At 63.3% G+C, this 25,412-nt stretch carries 23 protein-coding genes and 1 tRNA gene; 1 reads left to right on the top strand and 23 read right to left on the bottom strand.

The window, feature by feature from the left end; all coding sequences use genetic code 11:
- Nucleotides 1–17: 17 nt before the first annotated feature.
- From nuoN to rlmE, 21 genes are all read right to left on the bottom strand, one after another.
- Complete coding sequence (gene nuoN, locus H6955_12450) at nt 18–1,457, bottom strand: NADH-quinone oxidoreductase subunit NuoN (GenBank protein ID MCP5314368.1); 1,440 nt, start codon at nt 1,455–1,457, stop codon at nt 18–20.
- A gap of 28 nt (nt 1,458–1,485) precedes the next feature.
- Nucleotides 1,486–3,000, bottom strand: a complete 1,515-nt coding sequence (locus tag H6955_12445; protein ID MCP5314367.1) for an NADH-quinone oxidoreductase subunit M — start codon at nt 2,998–3,000, stop codon at nt 1,486–1,488.
- A 50-nt stretch (nt 3,001–3,050) separates the two neighbouring features.
- Nucleotides 3,051–5,063: an NADH-quinone oxidoreductase subunit L gene (nuoL, locus tag H6955_12440; protein MCP5314366.1), complete on the bottom strand. Its 2,013-nt coding sequence runs from the start codon at nt 5,061–5,063 to the stop codon at nt 3,051–3,053.
- Nucleotides 5,064–5,065: 2 nt separating this feature from the next.
- On the bottom strand, nt 5,066–5,371 hold the full coding sequence (nuoK, locus tag H6955_12435; protein MCP5314365.1) for an NADH-quinone oxidoreductase subunit NuoK: 306 nt from the start codon (nt 5,369–5,371) through the stop codon (nt 5,066–5,068).
- Nucleotides 5,371–5,976 carry an NADH-quinone oxidoreductase subunit J gene (locus tag H6955_12430; protein MCP5314364.1) on the bottom strand — a complete coding sequence of 202 codons (606 nt, stop codon included), beginning with the start codon at nt 5,974–5,976 and terminating at the stop codon, nt 5,371–5,373. Before H6955_12430 ends, nuoK begins: the two co-directional genes overlap by 1 nt.
- A 17-nt stretch (nt 5,977–5,993) precedes the next feature.
- The gene (gene nuoI, locus H6955_12425; protein MCP5314363.1) at nt 5,994–6,482 is read right to left on the bottom strand and encodes an NADH-quinone oxidoreductase subunit NuoI; all 489 of its coding nucleotides are present in this window, start codon (nt 6,480–6,482) and stop codon (nt 5,994–5,996) included.
- A 10-nt stretch (nt 6,483–6,492) separates the two neighbouring features.
- Nucleotides 6,493–7,539 (bottom strand): NADH-quinone oxidoreductase subunit NuoH, encoded by a 1,047-nt coding sequence (nuoH, locus tag H6955_12420; protein ID MCP5314362.1) that lies wholly within the window; start codon nt 7,537–7,539, stop codon nt 6,493–6,495.
- A gap of 12 nt (nt 7,540–7,551) precedes the next feature.
- On the bottom strand, nt 7,552–9,891 hold the full coding sequence (locus H6955_12415; protein MCP5314361.1) for an NADH-quinone oxidoreductase subunit G: 2,340 nt from the start codon (nt 9,889–9,891) through the stop codon (nt 7,552–7,554).
- A 63-nt stretch (nt 9,892–9,954) separates the two neighbouring features.
- Nucleotides 9,955–11,220: an NADH-quinone oxidoreductase subunit NuoF gene (gene nuoF / locus H6955_12410; protein ID MCP5314360.1), complete on the bottom strand. Its 1,266-nt coding sequence runs from the start codon at nt 11,218–11,220 to the stop codon at nt 9,955–9,957.
- 4 nt (nt 11,221–11,224) lie between these two features.
- On the bottom strand, nt 11,225–11,755 hold the full coding sequence (locus tag H6955_12405) for an NAD(P)H-dependent oxidoreductase subunit E (GenBank protein MCP5314359.1): 531 nt from the start codon (nt 11,753–11,755) through the stop codon (nt 11,225–11,227).
- On the bottom strand, nt 11,752–13,005 hold the full coding sequence (locus H6955_12400) for an NADH-quinone oxidoreductase subunit D (protein ID MCP5314358.1): 1,254 nt from the start codon (nt 13,003–13,005) through the stop codon (nt 11,752–11,754). The genes H6955_12405 and H6955_12400 overlap by 4 nt, the downstream gene beginning before the upstream one ends.
- A gap of 4 nt (nt 13,006–13,009) precedes the next feature.
- A complete protein-coding gene (locus H6955_12395; protein MCP5314357.1) occupies nt 13,010–13,714 on the bottom strand; it encodes an NADH-quinone oxidoreductase subunit C in 705 nt (234 codons plus the stop codon).
- Nucleotides 13,715–13,735: 21 nt separating this feature from the next.
- Nucleotides 13,736–14,212: an NADH-quinone oxidoreductase subunit B gene (locus H6955_12390; GenBank protein MCP5314356.1), complete on the bottom strand. Its 477-nt coding sequence runs from the start codon at nt 14,210–14,212 to the stop codon at nt 13,736–13,738.
- On the bottom strand, nt 14,203–14,559 hold the full coding sequence (locus H6955_12385; protein MCP5314355.1) for an NADH-quinone oxidoreductase subunit A: 357 nt from the start codon (nt 14,557–14,559) through the stop codon (nt 14,203–14,205). Before H6955_12385 ends, H6955_12390 begins: the two co-directional genes overlap by 10 nt.
- Before the next feature lie 207 nt (nt 14,560–14,766).
- A tRNA-Leu gene (locus H6955_12380) sits at nt 14,767–14,851 on the bottom strand.
- A 23-nt stretch (nt 14,852–14,874) separates the two neighbouring features.
- Nucleotides 14,875–15,258: a preprotein translocase subunit SecG gene (gene secG, locus H6955_12375; GenBank protein MCP5314354.1), complete on the bottom strand. Its 384-nt coding sequence runs from the start codon at nt 15,256–15,258 to the stop codon at nt 14,875–14,877.
- A gap of 16 nt (nt 15,259–15,274) precedes the next feature.
- Nucleotides 15,275–16,030, bottom strand: coding sequence for a triose-phosphate isomerase (locus H6955_12370; protein ID MCP5314353.1), 756 nt, complete (start codon nt 16,028–16,030; stop codon nt 15,275–15,277).
- Between the two features lie 96 nt (nt 16,031–16,126).
- Nucleotides 16,127–17,473: a phosphoglucosamine mutase gene (gene glmM / locus H6955_12365; GenBank protein ID MCP5314352.1), complete on the bottom strand. Its 1,347-nt coding sequence runs from the start codon at nt 17,471–17,473 to the stop codon at nt 16,127–16,129.
- Nucleotides 17,474–17,544: 71 nt separating this feature from the next.
- A complete protein-coding gene (folP, locus tag H6955_12360; protein ID MCP5314351.1) occupies nt 17,545–18,327 on the bottom strand; it encodes a dihydropteroate synthase in 783 nt (260 codons plus the stop codon).
- A 187-nt stretch (nt 18,328–18,514) separates the two neighbouring features.
- Nucleotides 18,515–20,431 (bottom strand): ATP-dependent zinc metalloprotease FtsH, encoded by a 1,917-nt coding sequence (ftsH, locus tag H6955_12355; protein ID MCP5314350.1) that lies wholly within the window; start codon nt 20,429–20,431, stop codon nt 18,515–18,517.
- Nucleotides 20,432–20,549: 118 nt separating this feature from the next.
- Nucleotides 20,550–21,170, bottom strand: coding sequence for a 23S rRNA (uridine(2552)-2'-O)-methyltransferase RlmE (gene rlmE / locus H6955_12350; GenBank protein MCP5314349.1), 621 nt, complete (start codon nt 21,168–21,170; stop codon nt 20,550–20,552).
- 135 nt (nt 21,171–21,305) lie between these two features.
- Between rlmE and yhbY the strand changes: the two genes are divergently transcribed.
- Entirely contained in the window at nt 21,306–21,602 is a 297-nt protein-coding gene (gene yhbY, locus H6955_12345) for a ribosome assembly RNA-binding protein YhbY (protein ID MCP5314348.1), read from the top strand.
- Nucleotides 21,603–21,626: 24 nt separating this feature from the next.
- Here the strand turns inward: yhbY and greA are convergent, their stop codons facing one another.
- Both greA and carB read right to left on the bottom strand, forming a co-directional pair.
- Nucleotides 21,627–22,103, bottom strand: a complete 477-nt coding sequence (greA, locus tag H6955_12340; protein ID MCP5314347.1) for a transcription elongation factor GreA — start codon at nt 22,101–22,103, stop codon at nt 21,627–21,629.
- A gap of 24 nt (nt 22,104–22,127) precedes the next feature.
- Nucleotides 22,128–25,337: a carbamoyl-phosphate synthase large subunit gene (gene carB, locus H6955_12335; GenBank protein ID MCP5314346.1), complete on the bottom strand. Its 3,210-nt coding sequence runs from the start codon at nt 25,335–25,337 to the stop codon at nt 22,128–22,130.
- Nucleotides 25,338–25,412 lie beyond the last annotated feature (75 nt).

The raw sequence follows: 25,412 nt of genomic DNA, 5'->3' as shown, positions 1-25,412 counted from the left end.
CAGTACACCCCGACTTTTCAGGCGCCGAAGGCGGCCCGGCAGGCGTTCATCAACGCCGCCGGGAACAGGCCAAACGCCAGCATCGCGAGGCCGTTCACCGACACCATCACCTGGGTGTCCATCGACGAGACCAGCGGTGTGTTGTCGATCGGCTTGTCGAAGTACATCACCTTGACCGCGCGGATGTAATAGAAGGCCCCGATGATCGAGAAGAACACCGCAACCGCGGCCAGCCAGACCATGTCGATGCTGATCACGGCGTCCAGCACGAACAGCTTCGCGAAGAAACCGACCGTCGGCGGTACGCCGGCCATCGAGAACAGGATCAGCATCATCATGAACGCGAGCCAGGGGCTGCGTTCGTTGAGCCCTTTCAGGTCATGGATGTTCTCGGCATCGAACCCGTTGCGGCTCAACATCGTCACCACGCCGAAGCCACCTGCAGCGGTCAGCGCGTAGACGATCGCGTAGAACATCGCCGCCGAAAAGCCCTTGTCGGTACCGGCCAGCAGGCCCAGGAAAATGAAGCCGACATGCGAGATCGTCGAGTACGCGAGCATGCGCTTCAGGTTGGTCTGGGCGACCGCGACCAGGTTGCCAAGCGCCAGCGAGAGCACCGCGAGGATCGTCAGCATGTCCTGCCACTGGACAAGCAGCCCTCCCATACCGTCGACCAACAGGCGCATTGCGAGCGCGAACGCGGCAATCTTCGGCGCGCTGCCGAGGAACAGGGTCACCGCAGTCGGTGCGCCGTGATAGACATCCGGTACCCACATATGGAAAGGCACGGCGCCGAACTTGAACGAGACGCCGATCACGATGAACACCAGGCCGAACACCAGCACCGTCTGGTCGGCCGTGCCGGCGGCGATCGCCGCCGCGACGTCAGGGAACACGATCTGGCCGGTCGCACCGTAGACCATCGAAATCCCGTACAACAGCATCCCGGAGGCCAGCGCGCCCAGCACGAAGTACTTCATCGCGGCCTCGGCACCCTTTTTCGAATCGCGGTGAAACGCGACCAGTGCGTACAGGCAGAGCGCCAACAGTTCGAGACCGAGGTAGACAACCAGGAAGCTGTTCGCGGAGATCATCACCATCATCCCGAGCACCGCGAACAGGCCGAGCACGAAATACTCGCCACGCAGGATACCCAGCGCGCGCAGATAGTCCTTGGCATAGACGAACGCGAACAGCGTGACCAGCAACAGGCCGGTCTTCAGCACGTCCGCCATCGGGTCGCGCACGAAACTGCCGTCCAGGATCACCTGCCGCTCCGGACCGGCCGCATACTGGGTCAGCGCGATGCCGCCGATCAGTGCGGCCAACGACAGGCCGTAGGTCAGCAGGCGCGTGCGATCGCTGAGAAACAGATCCACAACGAGGATCACGCACGCCGCCGTCAGCAGAAAGATCTCCGGCAATACGGGCTGCAATGTAACGAGGTTGTATTCCATGCGGGTTACCGATGTATCCGGAGGCGGCTCAAAGTTTCGTCACGGCGATGTGTTTCACCAGGTTCTCGATGGAGACATCCATCACCTCGATCAGCGGCGCCGGCCAGATGCCCAGCACGAGCACGGCCACCGCCAGCGAGGTCAGCACGACCGCTTCACGCTTGTTGATGTCCTGCAGGGCGGCCACCTTCGCGGAACCGATCTCGCCGTAGACGACGCGCTTCACCATCCACAGCGTATAGGCCGCGCCGATGATCAGGGTCGTCGCGGCAAGGAACGCAAACCAGAAGTCCGCGCGGAAACTCGCGAGGATCACCATGAACTCGCCGACGAAACCGGAGGTACCCGGGAGACCGGCGTTCGCCATCGCGAAGAACACCATGAATGCCGCGAACCAGGGCATCACGTTGACCACACCGCCGTAGTCGTCGATCTGGCGGCTGTGCAGGCGGTCATACAGGACCCCGACACACAGGAACAGCGCCGCCGAGATGAATCCGTGCGAGACCATCTGCACCATGCCGCCCTGCATGCCCAGCGCGATGCCACCGCTGGCCTCGCTGCGCGCCATGATCGTGAATGCAATGAAGAAACCCAGGGTCACAAAACCCATGTGCGCGATCGACGAGTACGCGATCAGCTTCTTCATGTCCTGCTGAACCAGCGCGACGAAGCCGATATAGACCACGGCGATCAACGACATCGCGATGATCAGCCAGTCGAGTTCGTTGCTTGCGTCCGGCGTGATCGGCAGGCTGAAGCGCAGGAAACCGTAACCGCCGATCTTCAGCATGATCGCCGCCAGGATCACCGAGCCGCCGGTCGGGGCCTCGACGTGCGCATCCGGCAGCCAGGTATGCACCGGCCACATCGGCACCTTGACGGCAAACGCGAGCAGGAAGGCGACGAAGATCAGCACCTGCTCGGTCAGGCCCAGCTTCAGCGAGTGAAACGCCAGGATCTCCATCGACCCGGACTTGAAGTACATGTAGATCAATGCGACCAGCATGAACACCGAGCCGAGGAAGGTGTACAGGAAGAACTTGATCGTTGCGTAGACCCGGTTCGGCCCGCCCCAGACGCCGATGATGATGAACATCGGGATCAGCATGGCCTCCCAGAACACGTAGAACAGCATCGCGTCGAGCGAGGCGAACACCCCGACCATCACGCCCTCCATGATCAGGAACGCCGCCATGTACTGGGAGGGCTTGTACTGGATCACCTCCCAACCGGCAATGATCACCAGCACGGTGATGAAGGTGGTCAGCAGGATCAGCGGCATCGATATGCCGTCGACGCCGAGATAGTAATAGGTATTGAAGGCCGGGACCCACTCGGACCGCTCGACGAACTGCATCTGCGCGGTCGAGGCATCGAAACCGGTGAACAGCGGGATGCTGACCAGGAACGTCAGCAACGCGAAGATCAGCGCCAGCCACCGCGATACGTTGGGCGCACGATCACCGCTGCCGAGCACGATCGCCCCACCGAGGATCGGCAACCAGATCGTTGCGCTGAGTATCGGCCAATCTGCAGTCATGATTCTTTCGTCTCTCGTTCCATTACCAGGCGCCTTCGGCTCTCCGCCTGTCAGCCGCGCAACACAAACCAGCCGAGCAACAACAACAGGCCGACGATGATCGCCATCGCGTAGTGATACAGCATGCCGCTCTGCAGGTGGCGCACGACCGCCGCGACCCTGCCGACCGAATGCGCCGAGCCATTCACGGCCAGGCCGTCGATCATGGCCCGATCGCCGACCAGCCACAGGAACTTGCCGATCAGCTTGCTGCCACCGGCGAACACCGCCTGGTTGAATTCATCGAAACCGTACTTGCGATCGAGCACGAAGTGCGCCCAGTCGAAGCGGATCGCCAGGTCGCGTGCGATCGCCGGCCGACGCGTATAGATGAACCATGCCGTGACCAGCCCGGCCATCGCCAGCCAGAACGGCAGTTCCATCATGCCGTGCAGCACGAATCCGGCCGAGCCGTGGAAATCGATCTGGCCCAGGGTGTCGTGCACCGCCGCGACCGTCAGCACGCCGTCGAAGTAGTCGCCGAACAGCATCGGACCAACGGTCAGCCAACCGATCACGACCGACGGGATCGCCAACAGGATCAGCGGCACCGTGACCACCCACGGCGACTCGTGCGGTGTCGGCTCTTCCAGTTCTTCGTGATGCTCCTGGGCCTCGGCGCCACCGTGCTCGTCGTGCCCATCGTGGTGCGATTGGAAGTGACGGGGGCCCTCGCCATGGAACACCAGGAAATACATCCGGAAGCTATACAGGGCCGTCACGAACACGCCCGCGGTCAGCAGCAGGTGCGCATAGCCGGCGCCGGCGATCTGAGAATGATGCACCGCCGCGATGATCGCGTCTTTCGAGAAGAAGCCCGAAAAGCCGGGAAACCCGATCAGCGCCAGCGAGCCGAGCAGCGCGGTCCAGTGGGTGATCGGCATGTACTTGCGCACACCACCCATGTTGCGGATGTCCTGGTCGTGGTGCATGCCGATGATCACGGAGCCGGCGGCCAGGAAGAGCAGCGCCTTGAAGAACGCATGCGTCATCAGGTGGAACAGGCCAGCGGCGTACGCCGAGGCGCCGAGCGCCGCGATCATGTAGCCCAGCTGCGAAAGCGTCGAATAGGCGACCACGCGCTTGATGTCGTTCTGCACGATACCGATCAGGCCCATGAAAAACGCCGTCGTGGCACCGATCACCAGCACGAACGTCAACGCCGTTTCGGACAGCTCGTACAGCGGCGACATGCGCGCGACCATGAAGATACCGGCGGTGACCATCGTCGCGGCATGGATCAGCGCGGAGATCGGCGTCGGACCTTCCATCGAATCCGGGAGCCACACGTGCAGCGGCACCTGCGCCGACTTGCCCATCGCGCCGATGAACAGCAGGATGCAGATCACCGTCATCAGCGACCAACTGCTGTCTCCGACGATACTGATCGATGCATTGGCAAACTGCGGCGCCTTGTCGAACACCTCGCGGTAATCGAGGCTGCCGAAATACATCGCGACTGCGGCGATACCCAGAATGAAACCGAAATCGCCTACCCGGTTGACCAGGAAGGCCTTCATGTTCGCGAAGATCGCGGTCTCTCGTTTGAAATAGAAGCCGATCAGCAGGTAGGACACCAGGCCGACCGCCTCCCAGCCGAAGAACAACTGCAGGAAGTTGTTCGCCATCACCAGCATCAGCATCGAGAAGGTGAACAGTGCGATATAGCTGAAGAAGCGCTGATAGCCGTCCTCGTGGGCCATGTAGCCGATGGTGTAGATATGCACCATCAGCGACACAAAGGTCACGACCGCCATCATCATCGCGGTGAGCCCGTCGATCAGGAAACCGATCTCCATGCGCAGACCGTCGCTGACCATCCAGGTATAAACCGTCTCGTTGTAGACCGGTGCCGCGTTGAACGCGAACTGCCAGAGCACGTACAGCGACAGGGCGCACGAGGTGGCGACGCCCAGGATGGTGACCCAATGCGCCCCCGCGCGACCGACCTGGTTGCGCAGCAGGCCGGCGACGATGGCACCAGCCAGCGGCGCCAGAACGATGGTCAGTAAGATCGCTTCCATCTCTAGCCCTTCAAGGTATCCAGATCGGCGACATTGATGGTGTGCCGGCTACGGAACAACACCACCAGGATCGCCAGGCCGATCGCGGCCTCGGCGGCCGCCACGGTCAGAATGAAAAACACGAACACCTGCCCGGCCGTATCGCCGAGGAAGTGCGAAAAACCGATGAAGTTAATGTTGACCGCCAACAGCATCAGCTCGATGCACATCAGCAGCAGTATCACGTTCTTGCGGTTCAGGAAGATGCCGGCCACGCTCAACGAGAACAGGATCGCGCCGACCACCAGGTAATCCGACAGTGCGATCATCAGGCCTTCTCCTCGGCGTCCATTTTCACAATGCGCAAGCGGTCCTTCGCCTTGACCGCGACCTGCCGCGACGGCTCCTGGTACTTGGTCTCGGGCCTCTTGCGCATGGTCAACCCGATGGCCGCAACGATGCCGACCAGCAGGATCACCGCGGCGATCTCGAACGCATACAGATACTCGGTGAACAACGCGATACCGAGTTCCTCGGTGTTGCTGTATTCCGCGGGATGCGCGGCCGGCGCAGCGACTGCATCGAGACCAAAGCGTTGCGGCCCGACCACCATGATCAGCTCGACGACCATCAGCACCGCGACCAGCACGGCGACCGGTAGGTTACGCACGAAACCGGCGCGCAGTTCGGCGAGGTTGATATCCAGCATCATCACGACGAACAGGAACAACACCATCACCGCGCCGACGTAGACCAGCACCAGCGCGATCGCGAGGAACTCCGCGTCGGCCAGCATCCACAGGCCGGCGCTGTTGAAAAACGCCAACACGAGGAACAACGCCGAATGCACGGGGTTGCGACGCGTGATCACCATTACCGCGGCGAACACCAGGATCGCCGCGAACACATAAAACAGAAACTTCTCGAAACCCATACCGGTATGTCTCCGCGTCAGCGCACTCGCGCCTGTGCAGCCCGGTCGGCTGCCAACTGCTGTTCGTACTTGTCGCCGATCTCGAGCAGCCGCTGCTTGGTCATTATCTGCTCGCCGCGGTTTTCGAAGTGGTACTCGTAGATACGCGTCTCGACGATCGAATCGACGGGACACGACTCTTCACAGAACCCGCAATAGATGCATTTGAACAGGTCGATGTCGTAGCGCGTGGTGCGTCTCGATCCGTCCTCGCGGGGCTCGGCCTCGATCGTGATCGCCAGCGCCGGACAAACCGCCTCACAGAGCTTGCAGGCAATGCAGCGCTCCTCGCCGTTCGGGTAGCGCCGCAGCGCGTGCAGACCGCGAAAACGTGGCGATACGGGGGCCTTCTGCTCCGGGTACTGCAGGGTGAACTTGCGCCCGAAGAAATAGCTGCCGGTGACGCTCAGGCCCTTCAGGAGCTCGAACAGAAACAGGCTGCGGATGTAGTTGGTGATCGCCTTCATCGTTTCGACCTCAGTTGAACCACCACGGCATCCGGGTCACTTTCATGACCGCGACCACCACGATCCAGACGATCGTTATCGGAATGAACACCTTCCATCCGAGGCGCATGATCTGGTCGTAGCGGTAGCGCGGGAAGGTCGCCCGGAACCACAGGAACAGGAACATGAACAGGAAGGTCTTCAACAGCAGCCAGTGGAAGCCATCGTCGAGCAGGAACACCCCTTCGGAGAGGCTGTCCGGCAGCGGCGACATCCAGCCGCCGAGGAACAGCAACGCGCTCAGTCCCGAGATCAGGATCATGTTCGCGTATTCGGCGAGGAAGAACACCGCGAACGCCATGCCCGAATACTCGACGTGGAAACCCGCGACGATCTCCGATTCGCCTTCGGCGACGTCGAACGGCGCACGGTTGGTCTCGGCCACACCGGAGATGAAGTAGACCAGGAACAGCGGCAGCAGCGGCAACCAGAACCAGTGCAGCAGGCCACCCTGCTGGGCGGCGACGATCTCGCCGAGATTCAGGCTGCCCGCGGCCACCAGCACGCCGACCAGCGCAAAACCCATCGCGATCTCGTAGGACACAATCTGCGCCGCGGAGCGAATCGATCCGAGAAACGCATATTTCGAGTTCGACGCCCAACCGGCGATGATCACGCCGTAGACGCCGAGCGAGGTCATCGCGAGGATATACAGCAGGCCCGCGTTGACGTCGGCCAGCACGATCCCGGCATCGAACGGAAACACCGCCCAGGCGGCCAATGCCGGGCCTATCGACAGCATCGGTGCGATCAGGAACAGCAGCTTGTTCGCCCCGGACGGGATCACGATCTCCTTGAACATCAGCTTGACCGCATCCGCGATCGGCTGGCCGAGGCCCCAGAGACGCATGCCGAAGAAACCGACCCGGTTCGGCCCCATGCGCACCTGCATGTAACCGATGATCTTGCGCTCGGCGTAGGTGTAGTAGGCCACTAGGATCATCAGCGGCAACATGATCGCGACGATCTTGATCACGATCTGGATCACGACCGGCAGTGCAGTCCACAGCTCTAGCACGGTTTCCATCTGTCAGACCTTCTCCACCGTGACGGGACCAAAACCGGTGCCCAACGCCTCCGCACCCGGGACCGCGCTCGGCAACCAGATACACCCGTCCGGCACCGCTTCGTCGATGCGCACGGCGAACTCGGCGTTCATGCCGTCCTGCGATACCCTGACCGCGGCGCCACCGTCGAGACCCAGACCCTGCGCGGCGGTGGCGTTCATGCGCAGCCCTTCACCCCAGGCATCGGGCGTGAGCTGCAAGGCATGGGCGCGCCGCACCAGCACATCGCTCGAATACATCGGCACACCACCGATCCGCTCCCAGGCAGACGCGGCGCTCTCGCTGCGCACGCCCTGCAGGGCACCACAGGTGTTGTCGGGTGCGAGCGCGGCACACAGCGAAGTCGCCTCGTCGCGCACCGCGACCGAATCCTCGAAATCGAACCCGTCGACATCGGTCAGGTTGCCGAGCACGCGCAGCACCTTCCATCCGGGCCGCCCGTCGCCCGGCGGCGTCGCGACACCGCGGAAACTCTGTACCGCACCCTCGGCGTTCACCCGGCTGCCCGAGGTCTCGGCGAAGGCACCGATCGGCAGCAGGACGTCGGCGTGCTCCTTGAGCCACGGCGACAGATGACTGGTCAGCGCGACGACCTTGGCCGACGTCATCGCCGCCAGCATCGCCTGGGGGTCGGCGACGTCCCTCTCCGGTTCGATGCCGACGGTCAGGTACAGGTCGAGCGGCTCCGCCAGCATCGCCTGTGCATTTTTTCCGGACGCCTCTGCCGGTGCGCCGCCGGGCAGGCGATGCGGTACCGCACCGGCCATCCAGGCGCCACAGTCGTTGCTGCCGAAGCCGACGAAGCCGAGCGATACGCCCGCGGCCGCCGTAAGGTTCGCCGCCAGCCCGCGCAGCACCGAGAAATCCGGGTGCATCAGCGCGCCCGTGCCGAGCAACACCTGGCCGCGCTCGGCGGACTTCAGCGCATCGGCGATCGCCTGGTGGGCCTGGTCCGGCTGCACATCGACACCCAGAGTGTCGGCACCGAGCGCCGCGGCGACGCCGGCGAGCTCGTTGACCATGCCCGAGGGCGCACAGACGATGTCGACGTCGAGGTCGTAGTTGAAATCATGCGCCAGCGGGTTGATCGCCATCACCTGCGCACCGTCGAGGACCGACTGCCGGACGCGATGGTTGAGCATCGGCTGGTCCTTGCGCAGCCAGGAGCCGACCAGCAGGGTCGCCTGGTTGGCGGCGATATCCGCCATGCTCTGTCCCAGCCACGGCAACGCCGGATCCGCATGATCGCCGCGGAAGTCGCTCTGGCGCAGACGGTGGTCGATATTCGCGCCACCCAGGCCGCGGATCAGTTTCGCGCTCAGGTACTGTTCCTCGAGCGTCGCATTCGGAGAGACCAGCGCACCCAGCCGTTCCGCGGGCACCGCTTTGATCGCCTTGGCCGCGGCCTGCAGCGCCTGCTGCCAGTCCACTTCGCGCAGCTTGCCGTTCTCGCGCACCATCGGGCGCAACAGCCGGTCTTCACTGTACAGTCCCTGATAGCTGAAACGGTCGCGATCAGAGATCCAGGTCTGGTTCAACGACTCGTTTTCACGCGGCACGACGCGCATCACGCGGTCGCGCCGGACGTGGATGTGCAGGTTGCTGCCAACACCGTCGTGCGCCGCGATGCCGTCGTGTTCGGTCAATTCCCAGGCGCGCGCATTGAAACGCGACGGCTTGGCCGTCAGCGCGCCGACCGGACACAGATCGATGACGTTGCCCGAGAGTTCCGAACCCACGCTGTGCTCGATATAGACGCCGATGCGCATATGTTCGCCGCGCCCGGTCGCACCAAGCTCGCGCAGGCCGGCAATCTCGCCACCGAACCGCACGCAGCGAGTGCAGTGGATGCAGCGCGTCATATCGGTGGCGATCAGCGGGCCGATGTTTTCGTCCCTGACCACGCGCTTGCGTTCGCTGTAGCGCGACACGTCGGCGCCGTAGCCCATCGCGACGTCCTGCAGCTCGCACTCGCCGCCCTGGTCGCAGATCGGACAATCCAGCGGATGGTTGATCAGCAGGAACTCCATGGTTCCCTTTTGCGCCTCGCGCGCCAGCGGCGAACGCGTGTACACCTTCATGCCGTCCATCACCGGCGTCGCGCAGGCCGGCAGCGGCTTGGGCGCCTTTTCGACCTCGACCAGGCACATACGGCAGTTCGCCGCGACCGACAGGTGCTTGTGGTAACAGAACCGCGGTACACCGATACCGGCCGCGTCCGTCACCTCGATCAGCATCTGCCCGGGACGCGCCTCGAGCTTTTGACCGTCGACTTCAATCGTGATGGCTTGATCTTCTGTCATCTGCGTTATTTCAATCCGACATCACACCGACGCGACCCGTCCGTCGCAATCCACATGACCACATCACACCATGCACTTCTTGTGGTCGATGTGATACTGAAACTCGTCGCGGAAATGCTTGATGAATCCGGCGACCGGCATCGCTGCGGCATCGCCGAGTGCGCAGATCGTGCGACCCATGATCTTCTTCGCGACGTCATCCAGCAGATCGAGATCTTCCGGACGTCCCTTGCCGGTCTCGATCCGGTGCACGACCCGGTGCATCCAGCCCGTGCCCTCGCGACAGGGCGTGCACTGGCCGCACGATTCCTCGTAATAGAAATAGGAGATCCGGTCGAGCACCTTCACCATGCAATTGGTGTCGTCCATAACGATCACCGCACCCGACCCCAGCATCGAACCGGCCTGGGCGATACTGTCGTAGTCCATCGTCAGGTCCATCATGATCTCGCCCGGCAGCACCGGCGCGGACGAACCGCCCGGAATCACCGCCTTGCACGGGCGCCCGTCACGCATACCGCCGGCCATCTCGAGCAGCTCGGCGAACGGCGTACCCATCGGTATCTCGTAGTTGCCCGGCCGCGCGACGTTCCCGGAGATCGAAAACAGCTTAGGACCGCCGCTGTTCGCGACACCGATGTCGCGGAACCAGTCGGCACCCTGGCGAATGATGTCCGGCACCGAGGCCAGCGTTTCGGTGTTGTTGATCACCGTCGGCCGGCCGTACAGCCCAAACATCGCCGGGAATGGCGGCTTGTACCTCGGCTGGCCCTTCTTGCCCTCGAGCGATTCGAGCAACGCGGTCTCTTCTCCACAGATATAGGCGCCCGCACCGAGGTGGGTGTGGATGTCGAAGTCGAAACCCGACCCCAGGATGTCTTCGCCGAGCAGGCCCGCCTCGCGTGCCTCCGCCAGTGCCTCTTCGAAGCGCTCGTAGGGCTCCCAGAACTCGCCGCGGATGTAGTTGTATCCGGCGACCGCACCGATCGCGTAACCACAGATGATCATGCCTTCGATCAGGGCATGCGGGTTGTAACGCAGGATGTCGCGATCCTTGAAGGTGCCCGGCTCCCCCTCGTCCGAGTTGCATACGACGTACTTGTCGCCCGGGGCCGTTCGGTTGATGAAGCTCCACTTGAGGCCCGTCGGGAAACCGGCGCCGCCCCGGCCGCGTAGCCCGGACTGCTTGACCGTCTCGATGATCTCTTCCTGGGGCGTCTTGTCGTTCAGGATCTTGCGCAGCGCCTCGTAGCCGCCCTCCGACTGGTAAGTCTCCAGCCGCCAGGGGCGATCCTTGTGCAGGGTCCGGAAGCAGACTTCGTTGGTCATCGCGCTACTCCAGGCCGTCCAGGATCTGATCCACCAACTCCGGGGTCAGATTCTCGTAGTAGGTATGCCCGATCTGCATCATCGGCGCGCCTCCGCAGGCACCCAGGCACTCCACTTCCTTGAGGCTGAAGCGACCGTCGCTGGTCACCTCGCCAAACCCGATACCGAGGCGGTTGCTGAGGTGTTCGAGGATGTTGTCGGACCCGTTGATCATGCACGACACGTTGGTGCACAGGCAGATCTTGTGCCTGCCGACCGGCTTGTGCTCGTACATCGAATAGAAGCTGGCCACCTCGTAGACGGCGATCGGCGGCATATCGAGATAGTCGGCGACCTGGTCCATCAATTCCGTCGTGAGGTGCCCGCCGTGCATGTCCTGTACGATCATCAGCGCCGCCATGCAGGCGGACTGCTGCCAGCCATCCGGGTACTTGGCGACCCACGCGTCGATCTGCTCCCGGATCTCGGGCGTGAACAGCGCGGATTTGTCGTCACATTTCTGGACGCGCACCATGGGTTCGCTGCGCATGCTCATCGGTCGATCTCTCCGAATACGATATCCATGGTGCCGATAATCGCCACGACATCCGCCAGCATGTGACCGCGCACCATCTCGTCCATCGCCGCGAGGTGCGGGAATCCCGGCGCACGGATCTTCAGGCGATACGGCTTGTTGGCGCCGTCGGAAACGATGTAGCAGCCGAACTCGCCCTTCGGTGCCTCGACCGCCGCATAGGCCTCGCCGGGCGGCGGGCAGTAGCCCTCGGTGAACAGCTTGAAGTGATGAATCAACGCCTCCATGTCGTCTTTCATCTCGGCACGCATCGGCGGTGAGATCTTGTGATCGTCGATCATCACCGGGCCGGGATTCGCACGCAGCCACTGGATGCACTGCTTGATGATGCGGGTCGACTGGCGGAATTCTTCCATGCGCACCAGGTAGCGGTCATAGCAGTCGCCGTTGCTGCCGATCGGGATATCGAAATCGACCTGGTCGTAGGACGCATAGGGCTGCTTCTTGCGCAGGTCCCAGGCGATGCCCGAGCCGCGCAACATCGGTCCGGTGAAACCGAGCTGCAACGCACGTTCCGGCGTCACGACCCCGATACCCACGGTACGCTGCTTCCAGATGCGGTTATCGGTCAGCAGCGTCTCGTACTCGTCGACCAGCCCGGGAAAGCGATTGACGAAATCCTCGATGAAATCGAGCAGCGATCCTTCGCGTGCCTGGTTGCGGCGCTTCGCCTCGGCAGCACTGGAGAACTGCCCGGTATCGTAGCGGGGCATCTCATCCGGGAGGTCGCGGTACACGCCGCCCGGCCGGTAGTAGGTCGCGTGCATCCGCGCGCCGGAGACCGCTTCGTAGCAGTCCATCAGGTCTTCGCGCTCGCGGAAGCAATACAGGAACATGGTCATGGCGCCGACGTCCAGCGCATGCGTTCCCAGCCACATCAGGTGGTTCAGGATGCGCGTGATCTCGTCGAACATGGTGCGGATGTACTGCGCACGCACCGGCGCCTCGATACCGAGCAGCTTCTCGATCGCCCGCACATAGCCGTGCTCGTTGCACATCATCGACACGTAGTCGAGGCGGTCCATGTAGCCGATCGACTGGTTGTACGGCTTGCTCTCCGCGAGCTTCTCGGTGGCGCGATGCAGAAGTCCGACATGCGGATCGGCGCGCTCGATCACCTCGCCGTCCATCTCCAGCACCAGGCGCAGCACTCCGTGAGCCGCCGGGTGCTGGGGACCGAAGTTCAGTGTGTAGTTCCTGATCTCAGCCATGATCTCAGTCGGACTCCTCGGTCGACGGCTGCGGTTTCCAGCCTGATTCGTAGCGGCTGTCCTCGCGGATCACGCGCGGCACCAGGGTACGCGGCTCGATGCCGACCGGCTCGTAGATCACGCGCCGCTGCTCGGCGTCGTAGCGCATCTCGACCTGGCCGATCAACGGAAAATCCTTGCGGAACGGATGACCGATGAAGCCGTAGTCGGTCAGGATGCGGCGCAGGTCCGGGTGGCCGCTGAACATGATCCCGTACAGATCGAACGCCTCACGCTCGAACCACAGGGCACTGGCCCAGATCCCGACGACCGAGTCGACGATCGGCCGGTCCGCATCCAGATAGGTCTTGACCCGCAGCCTGACGTTGTGGGTCACCGACATCAGGTGATACACGGCCGCGAAGCGGTTGTTGGGATCGAGTTCCGGCGTTTCGCGCACGGCACCGCGACTGAACCCCGAATTGGCGGCCTTGCTGGTCAGCCATTCCGAGCGGCCGTAATGCGAATAATCGACGCCGCACACGTCGATGCACTGCTCGAAGGCCAGCGCGCGCTTCCCGCGCAACACGCGCATGACGTCCAGCAGGCTGTCACGCGGCACGGTCAACGTGAGTTCGCCGAGCGCACGCGTCCGCTGGCAGTCGTCGAAATCCTCGAGGTGCTCGTCGAGGGCCTCCTCGAGTTGGTCCAGGCGTTCTTCGGGCGTCATTGAAAACCGGTTCCGGAGGAGTTAACGGGCAATCGTATTGGTGCGGCGGATCTTGTTCTGCAACTGCAGAATGCCCCACAGCAGCGCCTCGGCAGTGGGCGGACAACCTGGCACATAGACGTCGACGGGGACGATCCGATCGCATCCACGCACGACCGAATAGGAGTAGTGGTAGTAGCCACCGCCGTTGGCGCAGGACCCCATCGAGATCACCCAGCGCGGCTCCGCCATCTGGTCGTACACCTTGCGCAGCGCCGGCGCCATCTTGTTCACCAGCGTACCGGCGACGATCATCACGTCGGACTGCCGTGGACTCGGACGGAACACCATGCCGAAGCGGTCGATGTCGTAACGCGCAGCCGCTGCGTGCATCATCTCGACGGCGCAGCACGCGAGTCCGAACGTCATCGGCCACATCGAGCCGGTGCGCGCCCAGTTGATCACCCCGTCGAGCGAGGTGGTGAAGAACCCCTTCTCGAAGACGCCTTCTACTCCCACTCCAGCGCCCCCTTCTTCCATTCGTAGATGAATCCGACCACCAGGATGCCGAGGAAGATCATCATCGCCCAGAATCCGACCAGGCCAATCTGGTCGAGTACGACCGCCCACGGAAACAGGAAGGCGATCTCCAGGTCGAAGATGATGAACAGGATCGCGACCAGGTAGTAACGCACATCGAACTTCATGCGCGAGTCTTCGAACGCCTCGAATCCGCACTCGTACGCGGAGTTCTTCTCGCTGTCCGGGCGGTGCGGCGAAAGCACGAAACCCAGCCCGATCATCGCCAGGCCGACTACCGAGCCGATGACGATGAAAATCAGTACAGGCAGGTAATTTTCGAGCATGCGCCTCTATCTCACGGAGGAGGGACCCGGTGCGAAACCGGTATATAAGTAACCGCTTTCTTGGTGGGCCGGTAGGATAGCCACCGGACACCCCCAGTGTCAAATCAGGCGGAAGGCGTATCCTTTTGTTTTACAAAGCTAATTATTGCTTTTGCCGGGCATAAAAAAACGGTATCGCCGAGCGGTCGACGATACCGTTTTCCTAAATGGTGCCGAAGGCCGGACTCGAACCGGCACGGCTTGCGCCACTACCCCCTCAAGATAGCGTGTCTACCAATTTCACCACTTCGGCTGGAACTCGGTTGATCGGGTCGCCTACTTCTCGACCTGCGGCACCTCACTGCCGCTGGCCGCCGGCGCCTCGGGAATCGCCGGCAGATCCGTCGCCGCGGGCGCTGCGGGCACCTCTGCCTCGGCAGGCGCAGCGGCCTCCGTCTTGACACCTTCCATCAGCGTCGCCGGTTCGGTGCTCTGCATCGCAAAGTACGCCAGCGCCAGACTGGTGACGAAAAACAGCGTCGCCAGCACCGCGGTCGTGCGGCTGAGGAAGTTGCCCGCACCGCGCGAACCGAACACGGTCGCCGAAGCGCCCGAACCGAACGCGGCGCCCATGTCGGCACCCTTGCCGTGCTGGATCAGGATCAGGCCGACCAGCCCGATCGACAGGAACAGATGGACGATGACCAGTACCGATTGCATCGCGATGCCTCTCGAATCAGCGGTTACCCGCTGCGCAGACCGCCAGAAAATCCGCGGCCTTCAATGAGGCGCCGCCGATCAGACCACCGTCGATATCGGCCTGCGCCATCAATTCGGCAGCATTCTTGGGATTCATGCTGCCCCCGTAAAGAACCCGTGTCGCATCCGCCACCACCGGGCTGGCCGCTGCCAGACGCGCGCGGATGAATGCGTGCACCTCCTGTGCCTGCTCCGGCGAAGCGGTCTTGCCGGTGCCGATCGCCCAGACCGGCTCATAGGCGATCACGCCCTCGCCGACCAGCTCGATGCCGCAATGCGCGACGACCGCGTCCAGCTGACGCCCGACGACCTGCTCGGTGATGCCCTGCTCGCGCTCGTCGAGGGTCTCGCCCACGCACAGAATCGGCACCAGACCGGCCTTGCGGGCCGCCGCAAACTTCTCGGCGACCAACTGATCCGATTCGCCGTGATAGGCGCGCCGCTCGGAGTGGCCGATGATCACGAAGTGACAATCGAAATCACGCAGCATCGCCCCGGCGATCTCGCCGGTGTAGGCCCCGGAATCGTGCACCGACACGTCCTGACCGCCCCACTTGATTGGCGTACCGGTCAGCTGCGTCTGCGCGTCCTGGATGTAGATCGCCGGCGCACAGACCGCAACCTCGGCGGTCTTGACCTGACCGATCCCGGCCTTCAGCCCGCCGAGCAACTCCGCGATACTGGCCCGCGATCCATTCATCTTCCAGTTACCGGCCACCAGCGGCTGACGCATGTGCTACTCCCCTTGAAATCAGGCGGCGTAGCTTAACGGCGCCAGCCGGTCAAATCAATGCCGGCGCACCGCAACGGACTCCGTGATGCGCCCCGATCAGTGCGGGATCTGCGCGCGCACCGCCTCTGCGATGCTGTTCGCCTTGGCGGCCACCATGTCGGCGCGACGTCCTTCGACCATGACCCTGATCAGTGGCTCGGTGCCCGACGGCCGCAACAGCACCCGTCCTTCTTGGCCCATGTCGGACTCGACTGCCCGCACCGCGTCGCTGACCCTGTCGCTGGCCATGATGTCCGCTGCGCGCGCGGTGCCCAGCGGGACATTGATCAGCTGCTGCGGAAATTTCTCCATGCCGCGTCGCAACTCGCCGAGGCTCTTTCCGCTCTTGTTGATCTCGGCCAACACCTGCAACGCCGAGACGATGCCATCGCCTGTGGTGGTGCGGTCACGACAGATTATGTGGCCCGAAGGCTCGCCGCCAAGCGTCCAGCCATTGTCCGTCAGGCGCTCGAGAATGTAGCGGTCGCCGACCGCGACGCGGTCGAAGCCAACGCCCAGACCCCGCAACGCAACTTCGAGGCCGAGATTGCTCATATGGGTGCCGACGACGTTGCCGACCAGGCCACCGTTGGCGAGGCGCGAACGGGCGATGATGTACAGGATCTCGTCGCCATCGACGACCTCGCCCTGCTCGTCGACCATGATCACGCGGTCGCCGTCGCCGTCGAACGCAATACCGAGATCGGCGCCGTTCACGCGCACCGAACTGCTCAGCGCCCGCGGCTTGGTCGCACCGAATCCGTCGTTGATATTCAGTCCGTTCGGTTCCGCACCGATGACGATCACCTCGGTGCCGATCTCTTCGAACACGTTGGGCGCGATGTGGTAAGTGGCGCCGTGCGCACAGTCGATCACCACCTTGAGCCCCTGGAAATCCAGGCGCGACGGGATCGTGCTCTTGCAGAACTCGACGTAACGGCCGCGCGCATCCTCGATCCGCCTGGCCTTGCCGAGTCGCGCCGAACTGACCGTCGTCATCGGCTTGCCGAGTTCCGCCTCGATCTGCTCCTCGACCCGATCGGGCAGCTTGCCCCCGTCGGCAGCGAAGAACTTGATGCCGTTGTCTTCGTGCGGGTTGTGCGAGGCGCTGATCACGATCCCCGCGTTCGCACGCAAGGTGCGGGTGAGATAGGCGATACCGGGTGTCGGCATCGGACCGAGCATGCGGATGTCCACCCCCGCTGCGGCCAACCCGGCCTCCAGCGCCGCCTCGAACATATAGCCGGAGATCCGCGTATCCTTCCCGATCAACACCTTGCCGGTGTCACCGTTGCTCAATACGCGACCGGCGGCCCAACCGAGCTTGAGTACGAACTCCGGGTTGATCGGGCCTTCGCCGACACGTCCCCTGATGCCGTCGGTGCCGAAATATTTGCGCGCCATGCGATTAGCTTCCCGTCGAAACCTGTGAAATCCCAACCCCGACCGGCGTCAAGCGACGTACGTATTCGACGTCACCCCTGCTGATCACGCACCGCGCACCACAACCGCAGGGCATCGACCGTGGCGGCGACGTCGTGCACGCGGATCACGCTGGCCCCGCGTTCCACGGCCATCACGGCCGCCGCGATGCTCGCGGCGAGGCGCTCGTCCACATCGCGGCCGGTCACCGCACCGAGCATGGACTTGCGTGAGATACCGACCAGCACCGGCAAGCCGAGTTCGCGAAACCGTTCCAGCCCGCCGAGCAGGGCGAGATTGTGCGCCAGCGTCTTGCCGAATCCAAATCCCGGATCGACCAGCAGGCGCCCGCGTGCCACACCGCCCGCGACGCAGGCCGCTATACGTCCGTCGAGGTATTTCAGGATATCGGCGACGACGTCGTCATATTGAGGAGATGACTGCATGGTGCGCGGTTCGCCCTGCATATGCATCAGGCAGACGGCGGCGCCTGTCTCTGCCGCGGCCTCGATCGCACCGGGCGCATGCAACGCCGACACGTCGTTGATCATCGCCGCACCGGCCGCCACGGCGGCGCGCATCACCTCGGGTTTGCTGGTATCGATCGACAAGGGCAGGTCCAGCGCCGCGCGCAGCCGTTCGATCACGGGCAGGACACGTGCCATTTCCTCGTCGAGGCCGACCGCTGCCGCACCCGGCCGGGTGGACTCGCCACCGACGTCGATGATGTCTGCACCCTGCTCGGCCATCTGTTCGGCCTGGCGCAGGGCATCGTCGAGATCGACGAAGCGTCCACCGTCGGAAAACGAATCGGGCGTGACATTGAGGATACCCATCACGCGCGGGGACCCGAAATCGGGCGCGAGATCAGTGATCGACACGTCGGCCGGCAACCGCGCTCACCCGGCGGTTACGCCGGGTGAACGTCAGGGGGGGCAGTGCTGTGCGGACAGCCATCCACCCGCGAAAGTCCGCTGGGCGGACCCGGGTGCCTTGGCCCATGGGCATCGGGTGCGCCCGGGCTCAGTGCTGCCCGGCCGGCCCACCGATCGGCGACTCGCCACCGCGGTCCTTGCCATCGCCGGTGGCCGCACCACCACCCGGGCGGGCATGGGTGTCATCGTCCCAGCCGGCCGGCGGGCGAGGATCACGCCCCTCCATGATGTCGCGGATCTGTTCGCTGTCGATGGTCTCGAACTTCATCAACGCCGCGGCCATCGCGTGCAACTTGTCGAGATGCTCCTGGAGGATGCGCGAGGCACGCTCGTAGTTGCGGTCGATGAATGCGCGCACCTCTTCGTCGATCGCATGCGCGGTATCGTCGGACAGCGCCTTGTGCTGGGTGACGGTACGGCCGAGGAACACCTCGCCCTCGTCTTCGCCGTAGGCCAAGGGTCCCATCCGGTCGGACAGACCCCATTTGGTCACCATGTTACGGGCGATGTCGGTCGCGCGCATGATGTCGTTCGAGGCCCCGGTCGTGACCGATTGGGCGCCGAAGATCAGTTCTTCGGCGATGCGCCCGCCGAACAGGCTCGAGATCTGGCTCTCGAGATGTTCCTTGCTGTGGCTGTAACGGTCCTCTTCCGGCAGGAACATGGTCACACCGAGCGCCCGCCCGCGCGGAATGATCGATACCTTGTAGACCGGATCGTGCGACGGCACCTTGAGGCCGACGATCGCGTGCCCGGCCTCGTGATAGGCCGTCAGGCGCTTCTCCTCTTCCTTCATCGCCATCGACTTGCGCTCGGCGCCCATCATGATCTTGTCCTTGGCCTTTTCCATGTCCTCCATGTCGACCAGGCGCTTGTTGGCACGCGCCGCAAACAACGCGGCCTCGTTGACCAGGTTCGCCAGATCGGCACCGGAGAAACCCGGCGTGCCGCGCGCGATCAGCGACGGCTTGACGTCGTCGGCGACCGGCACCTTGCGCATGTGGACCTTGAGGATCTGTTCGCGGCCGAGGATGTCCGGCAGACCGACCACGACCTGACGGTCGAAACGGCCCGGACGCAGCAGCGCCGGGTCGAGCACGTCCGGGCGGTTGGTCGCGGCGATCACGATCACGCCCTCGTTGCCTTCGAAGCCGTCCATCTCGACGAGCAACTGGTTCAGGGTCTGCTCGCGCTCGTCGTGCCCACCGCCGAGGCCGGCACCGCGATGACGACCGACCGCGTCGATCTCATCGATGAAGATGATGCACGGGGCGTGCTTCTTCGCCTGCTCGAACATGTCGCGCACGCGCGAGGCGCCCACGCCGACGAACATCTCGACGAAATCCGAACCGGAGATCGTGAAGAACGGCACCTTGGCCTCGCCGGCGATGGCGCGGGCCAGCAGCGTCTTACCGGTACCCGGCGGGCCGACCATCAGCACACCGCTCGGGATCTTGCCGCCGAGCTTCTGGAACTTCGAGGGATCGCGCAGGAAGTCGACCAGCTCCTTTACCTCCTCCTTGGCCTCTTCGCAGCCGGCGACATCGCCGAAGTTCACCTTGACCTGGTCTTCGGTGAGCATGCGCGCCTTGCTCTTGCCGAACGACATGGCCCCGCGGCCGGCGCCGCCACCCTGCATCTGGCGCATGAAGAAGATCCACAGGCCGATCAGGATGAACAGCGGGAACCAGTTGATCAGGATCTGCCACAGGATCGACGGCTGCTCCGGCGGTTTCGCGCGGATCTCGACGCCGGCCTTCAGCAGGTCACCCACCAGTCCCGGGTCGCTCGGCGACTCGGTCGCGAACCGGCTGCCCGAGGTCATGACGCCGTCGATGCGGCCGTCCTTGTAGATCGTGACACTGGCCACGTTCTTGTTCTCGACCTGCTCGAGGAACTTCGAGTACGAGATCGGTGGCGCATTGGTCTTGGGCGCCGTGAAGCTGTTGAACACCGTCATCAGCACCACGGCGATGATGACCCACAGAACAATGTTTTTGGCCATGTCGTTCACGGCTGTTTCCTCATGCCCGTTCGGCTTGTCGTTCCCGACTGACAGCGGGGGGAACGCAACATTTTCAGCCCCGTAAGGCCCTAATTTCCGCCGTTATCTTCGTAAGCTACTACGAATGATAGTTCCCGGCTACCAGATAAACCTCACGGCTATTGGATCGTGAAGCCTTGGGCTTGCGCGTCACCGCACGCCCGAATCGCTGTTTCACCGCGCGCATCCATTCATCGAATCCCTCGCCATGAAACACCTTGCTCACGAACCAACCGCCAGGTTTCAGACGGTCTTCACAAAATTCCAGCGCGAGTTCGCACAGGTACATCGCGCGCGGCTGGTCCACTGCAGCCACCCCGCTAACATTGGGGGCCATATCGGAAATCACAACATCGATCGCGCGGCCGTCCAGGACGTCGTCCAGACGTCGCAGTGCCTCGTCTTCACGAAAATCGCCCTGGATCACGGTCACGCCAGGCAGCGGGTCCATCTCCAACAGGTCGAGTGCGATCACGCAGCCCTTGGGTCCGACCAGTTCGGCGGCGACCTGCGACCAGCCGCCGGGCGCCGCACCCAGGTCCACGACCACCTGGCCGGGCTTGATAACACGATCTTTTTCCTGGATTTCCAGCAGCTTGTAGGCTGCGCGCGAGCGATAGCCCTCGCGCTTGGAGCGCTTGACGTACTCATCGTTGACATGCCGCTGCATCCAGCGGTGACTGCTCTTGGATCGGGCCATGGCGTTGAGGGGACCGGACGAATCTGAGGTTGTGTCGGATTATGCCACCCGGGCATCGCCGCACACGATTCACATCGTGCAGACACCCGTGGCTGCCGTTATAGTTGGCGCCGCATTTTCTCGCCGGTCCGAATCATGAAGCTGTCCGAATCGCAAAAACGCCACCTGAAGTCGCTGGGGCACCATCTGAAACCGGTCGTCTGGGTCGGACAACACGGTCTTCGGGAGAACGTGCTGGTCGAGATCGGCCAGGCACTGGATTCGCATGAGTTGATCAAGGTGAAGATTGCCGCGGAACGCGCGACCCGGGCCGAGATCGCCGATCAGATCTGCGATGCCACCGGCGCAGAACCGATCCAGTCGATCGGTCAGATCCTCATTCTGTTTCGGCGCAATCCGAAGAAACCGAAAATCGCACTGCCTTCGCGCTGAGGGACATGCGTCCCTCGTCGGTGGTCATTCGTAGCGGACCTCGAGGATCTCGAACTCGTGGGTACCGCCCGGCGCCTCCAGGGCCACTTCGTCGCCCTCGATCTTGCCGATCAGGGCGCGCGCCACCGGAGACGTCACCGAGATCATTCCCTGCTTGATATCGGCCTCGTCGACACCGACGATCTGGTAGGTTTTTTCTTCATTGGTGTTGAGATCGAGCACCACGACCGTGGAACCGAACACCACCTTGCCGCCCGCATCCAGCGTGGTGACATCGATCACGTGGGCGTGCGAAAGCTTCGACTCGATGTCCTTGATACGTCCCTCGATGAACCCCTGCTGCTCACGCGCCGCATGGTATTCGGCGTTTTCCTTGAGGTCGCCATGCGCGCGCGCCTCGGCGATCGCGGCGATGACCGCGGGCCGCTTGGCGGTCTTGAGTTCATTCAGTTCGGCGCGCAGCTTCTCCGCGCCTTTCAGGGTCATGGGATGTTTTTCCATTATCCGCTCCTCACCCGGCCGCGCTCAGCCGTGGAGTTCCTGCAGGCTGTTGACGTTCAACTCGTCCGGTTGCTGCAGCGCCATCACCGCCGCCTCTGCACCGGCTATCGTGGTCGTATAGCTGACCTTGTGCTGCAGCGCTGAACGCCTGATCGATGCCGAATCGATGATCGCCTGCTTGCCCTCGGTGGTATTGATGATAAGCGAGAACTCGTCGTTCTTGATCATATCCACGATATGCGGGCGGCCTTCCTTGACCTTGTTGACGAGGCTGCAACTTATCCCCGCCTCGCTGATCGCCCGACAGGTGCCGCGTGTGCCGTGGATGTCGAAACCGAGTTCGGCCAGCCGCCGCGCGACGTTCACCGCGCGCGCGCGATCGGCCTCGCGCACCGACAGCAGCGCTCGTCCGCCTCGCGGTAGCAGCACACTGCCACCCTCGTTGGCCTTCGCATAGGCCTCGCCGAAGGTGCGCCCCACCCCCATCACCTCACCGGTCGATTTCATCTCGGGCCCAAGCAGCGTATCCACACCGGGGAATTTCACGAACGGGAAGACCGCCTCCTTCACGTAGTAGTGCTTGGGGATGATCTCGCCTTCGATGCCCTGTTCCCTGAGCGATCTGCCGGCCATGCAACGCGCGGCGATCTTGGCCAGCGGCCGCCCGGTCGCCTTGGAGACGAAGGGTACGGTGCGCGACGCACGGGGATTGACTTCGAGCAGGTAGATGTCGTCGCCCTTGATCGCGAACTGGGTGTTCATCAGCCCGACCACCTTCAGCGCGTGGGCGAGACGCCGGATCTGGTCGCGCATCCGGTCCTGGATCGATGCGCTGAGCGTATAGGGCGGCAGCGAGCAGGCCGAGTCGCCGGAATGCACGCCGGCCTGTTCGATATGCTCCATGATGCCACCGATCAGCACGTCCCGGCCGTCGCAGATCGCGTCGATGTCCACCTCGATCGCGTCATCCAGGAAGCGATCGAGCAACACCGGCGACTCGTTCGAGACCTTGACCGCCTCGCGCATGTATCGACGCAAATCGTCTTCGTCGTGGACGATCTCCATGGCCCGCCCGCCAAGCACGTAGGACGGCCGCACCACCAGGGGGTAACCGATCTCCGCGGCCAGACGCACAGCCTGTTCGGCTTCGGTCGCGGTGCGGTTGGGTGGCTGCTTGAGTCCTACGCGCTCGACCAGCTGCTGGAAACGCTCGCGATCCTCGGCCAGGTCGATCGAATCGGGGGATGTGCCGATGATCGGCGCACCGGCGGCCTCGAGGTCTTCGGCCAGTTTCAGCGGTGTCTGGCCACCGTACTGCACGATGATCCCCTTGGGGTTCTCCTTGTGCACGATCTCGAGCACGTCCTCGAGCGTCAACGGCTCGAAGTACAGCCTGTCGGAGGTGTCGTAGTCGGTCGATACGGTCTCGGGATTGCAGTTGACCATGATGGTCTCGAACCCGTCCTCGCGCATCGCGAAGGCCGCATGCACGCAACAGTAGTCGAACTCGATTCCCTGCCCGATCCGGTTGGGACCTCCACCGAGCACCATGATCTTTTCGCGTTGCGACGGCAGCGCCTCGCACTCTTCCTCGTAGCACGAGTACATGTAGGCGGTGCTCGACGCGAACTCCGCCGCGCAGGTGTCCACGCGCTTGTAGACCGGGCGCACACCCAGGTCGTAGCGATGCTGCCGGATCTGCGCCTCGCGCAGGCCCAGAAGGTCCGCAAGGCGCCGATCGGAAAAGCCCTTGCGCTTGATCTGACGCATCCGCCCGGCGTCCAGTGCGTCGAGTCCCTGTTCGTGAATGCGCGACTCCTCTGCCACCAGGTCTTCGATCTGCACCAGGAACCAACGATCGATCCTGGTGTGTTCGTGCACCTCGTCGAGTGTCATGCCCATGCGAAACGCATCGGCAAGAAACCACAGGCGATCGGCGCCGGGCTGACGTATCTCGGAAATGACCTGGTCGCGCGCACCGTCCGTGGCCAGATCCACGACCGGGTCCAGTCCGACCCTGCCGGTTTCGAGTCCGCGCAGCGCCTTCTGCAACGATTCCTGGAAGGTCCGCCCGATCGCCATCACCTCGCCGACGGATTTCATCTGCGTCGTCAGCCGCGCATCCGCCTGGGGAAACTTCTCGAACGCGAATCGCGGCACCTTGGTGACGACGTAATCGATCGACGGCTCGAACGAGGCCGGCGTCACGCCACCGGTGATCTCGTTGCGCAGTTCGTCGAGGGTGTAACCGACGGCCAGTTTCGCCGCCACCTTGGCGATCGGGAAACCGGTCGCCTTGGAGGCCAGCGCCGACGAACGCGACACACGCGGGTTCATCTCGATGATGATCATCCGCCCGTCGTCGGGGTTGATCGCAAACTGGACGTTCGAACCCCCGGTATCCACGCCGATCTCACGCAGCACCGCCAGCGAGGCGTTGCGCATGATCTGGTATTCCTTGTCGGTCAGCGTCTGCGAGGGCGCGACCGTGATCGAGTCGCCTGTGTGCACGCCCATCGGGTCGAGGTTCTCGATCGAACAGACGATGATGCAGTTGTCGTGGCGGTCGCGCACGACCTCCATCTCGAACTCTTTCCAGCCGACGATCGATTCCTCGATCAACAGTTCCGAGGTCGGGGAGAGGTCCAGACCGCGCGTGCAGATCTCCTCGAACTCCTCACGGTTGTACGCGATTCCGCCACCGGAACCGCCCATCGTGAACGAGGGCCTGATCACCGCCGGGAACCCGATCTGGGCCTGGACCTGATGGGCCTCCTCGAGCGAATGGGCGATCGCCGAACGCGGCATATCCAGACCGATCTTGCGCATCGCCTGACGGAACAGGTCGCGGTCTTCCGCCTTGTCGATGGCCTCGCGTGTCGCCCCGATCATCTCGACGCCATGCGCCTGAAGCACGCCTTCGCGTACCAGGTCGAGCGCGCAGTTGAGCGCGGTCTGGCCACCCATGGTCGGCAGCAGGGCGTCGGGCTTCTCTTTTTCGATGATCCGCGCGACCGTACGCCAGGTGATCGGTTCGATGTACACGGCGTCGGCCATGTCCGGATCGGTCATGATGGTCGCCGGGTTCGAGTTCACCAGGATGACCCGGAAGCCCTCTTCCTGCAGCGCCTTGCAGGCCTGGGCACCGGAGTAGTCGAACTCGCACGCCTGACCGATCACGATCGGTCCGGCGCCAATGATCAGTATGCTGTGGATGTCTGTTCTTTTTGGCATATCGCTCAACTGCCGCGGGCGTGCGCGGTGCGGTGGCCGGCACGACGGGGATCGGGAACCGGCACAACCTCGCCC

This window comes from Chromatiaceae bacterium, from assembly GCA_024235395.1.
Taxonomy (GTDB): Bacteria; Pseudomonadota; Gammaproteobacteria; order Chromatiales; family Chromatiaceae; genus Thiosocius.
This window is presented reverse-complemented; position numbering and strand designations above follow the sequence as displayed.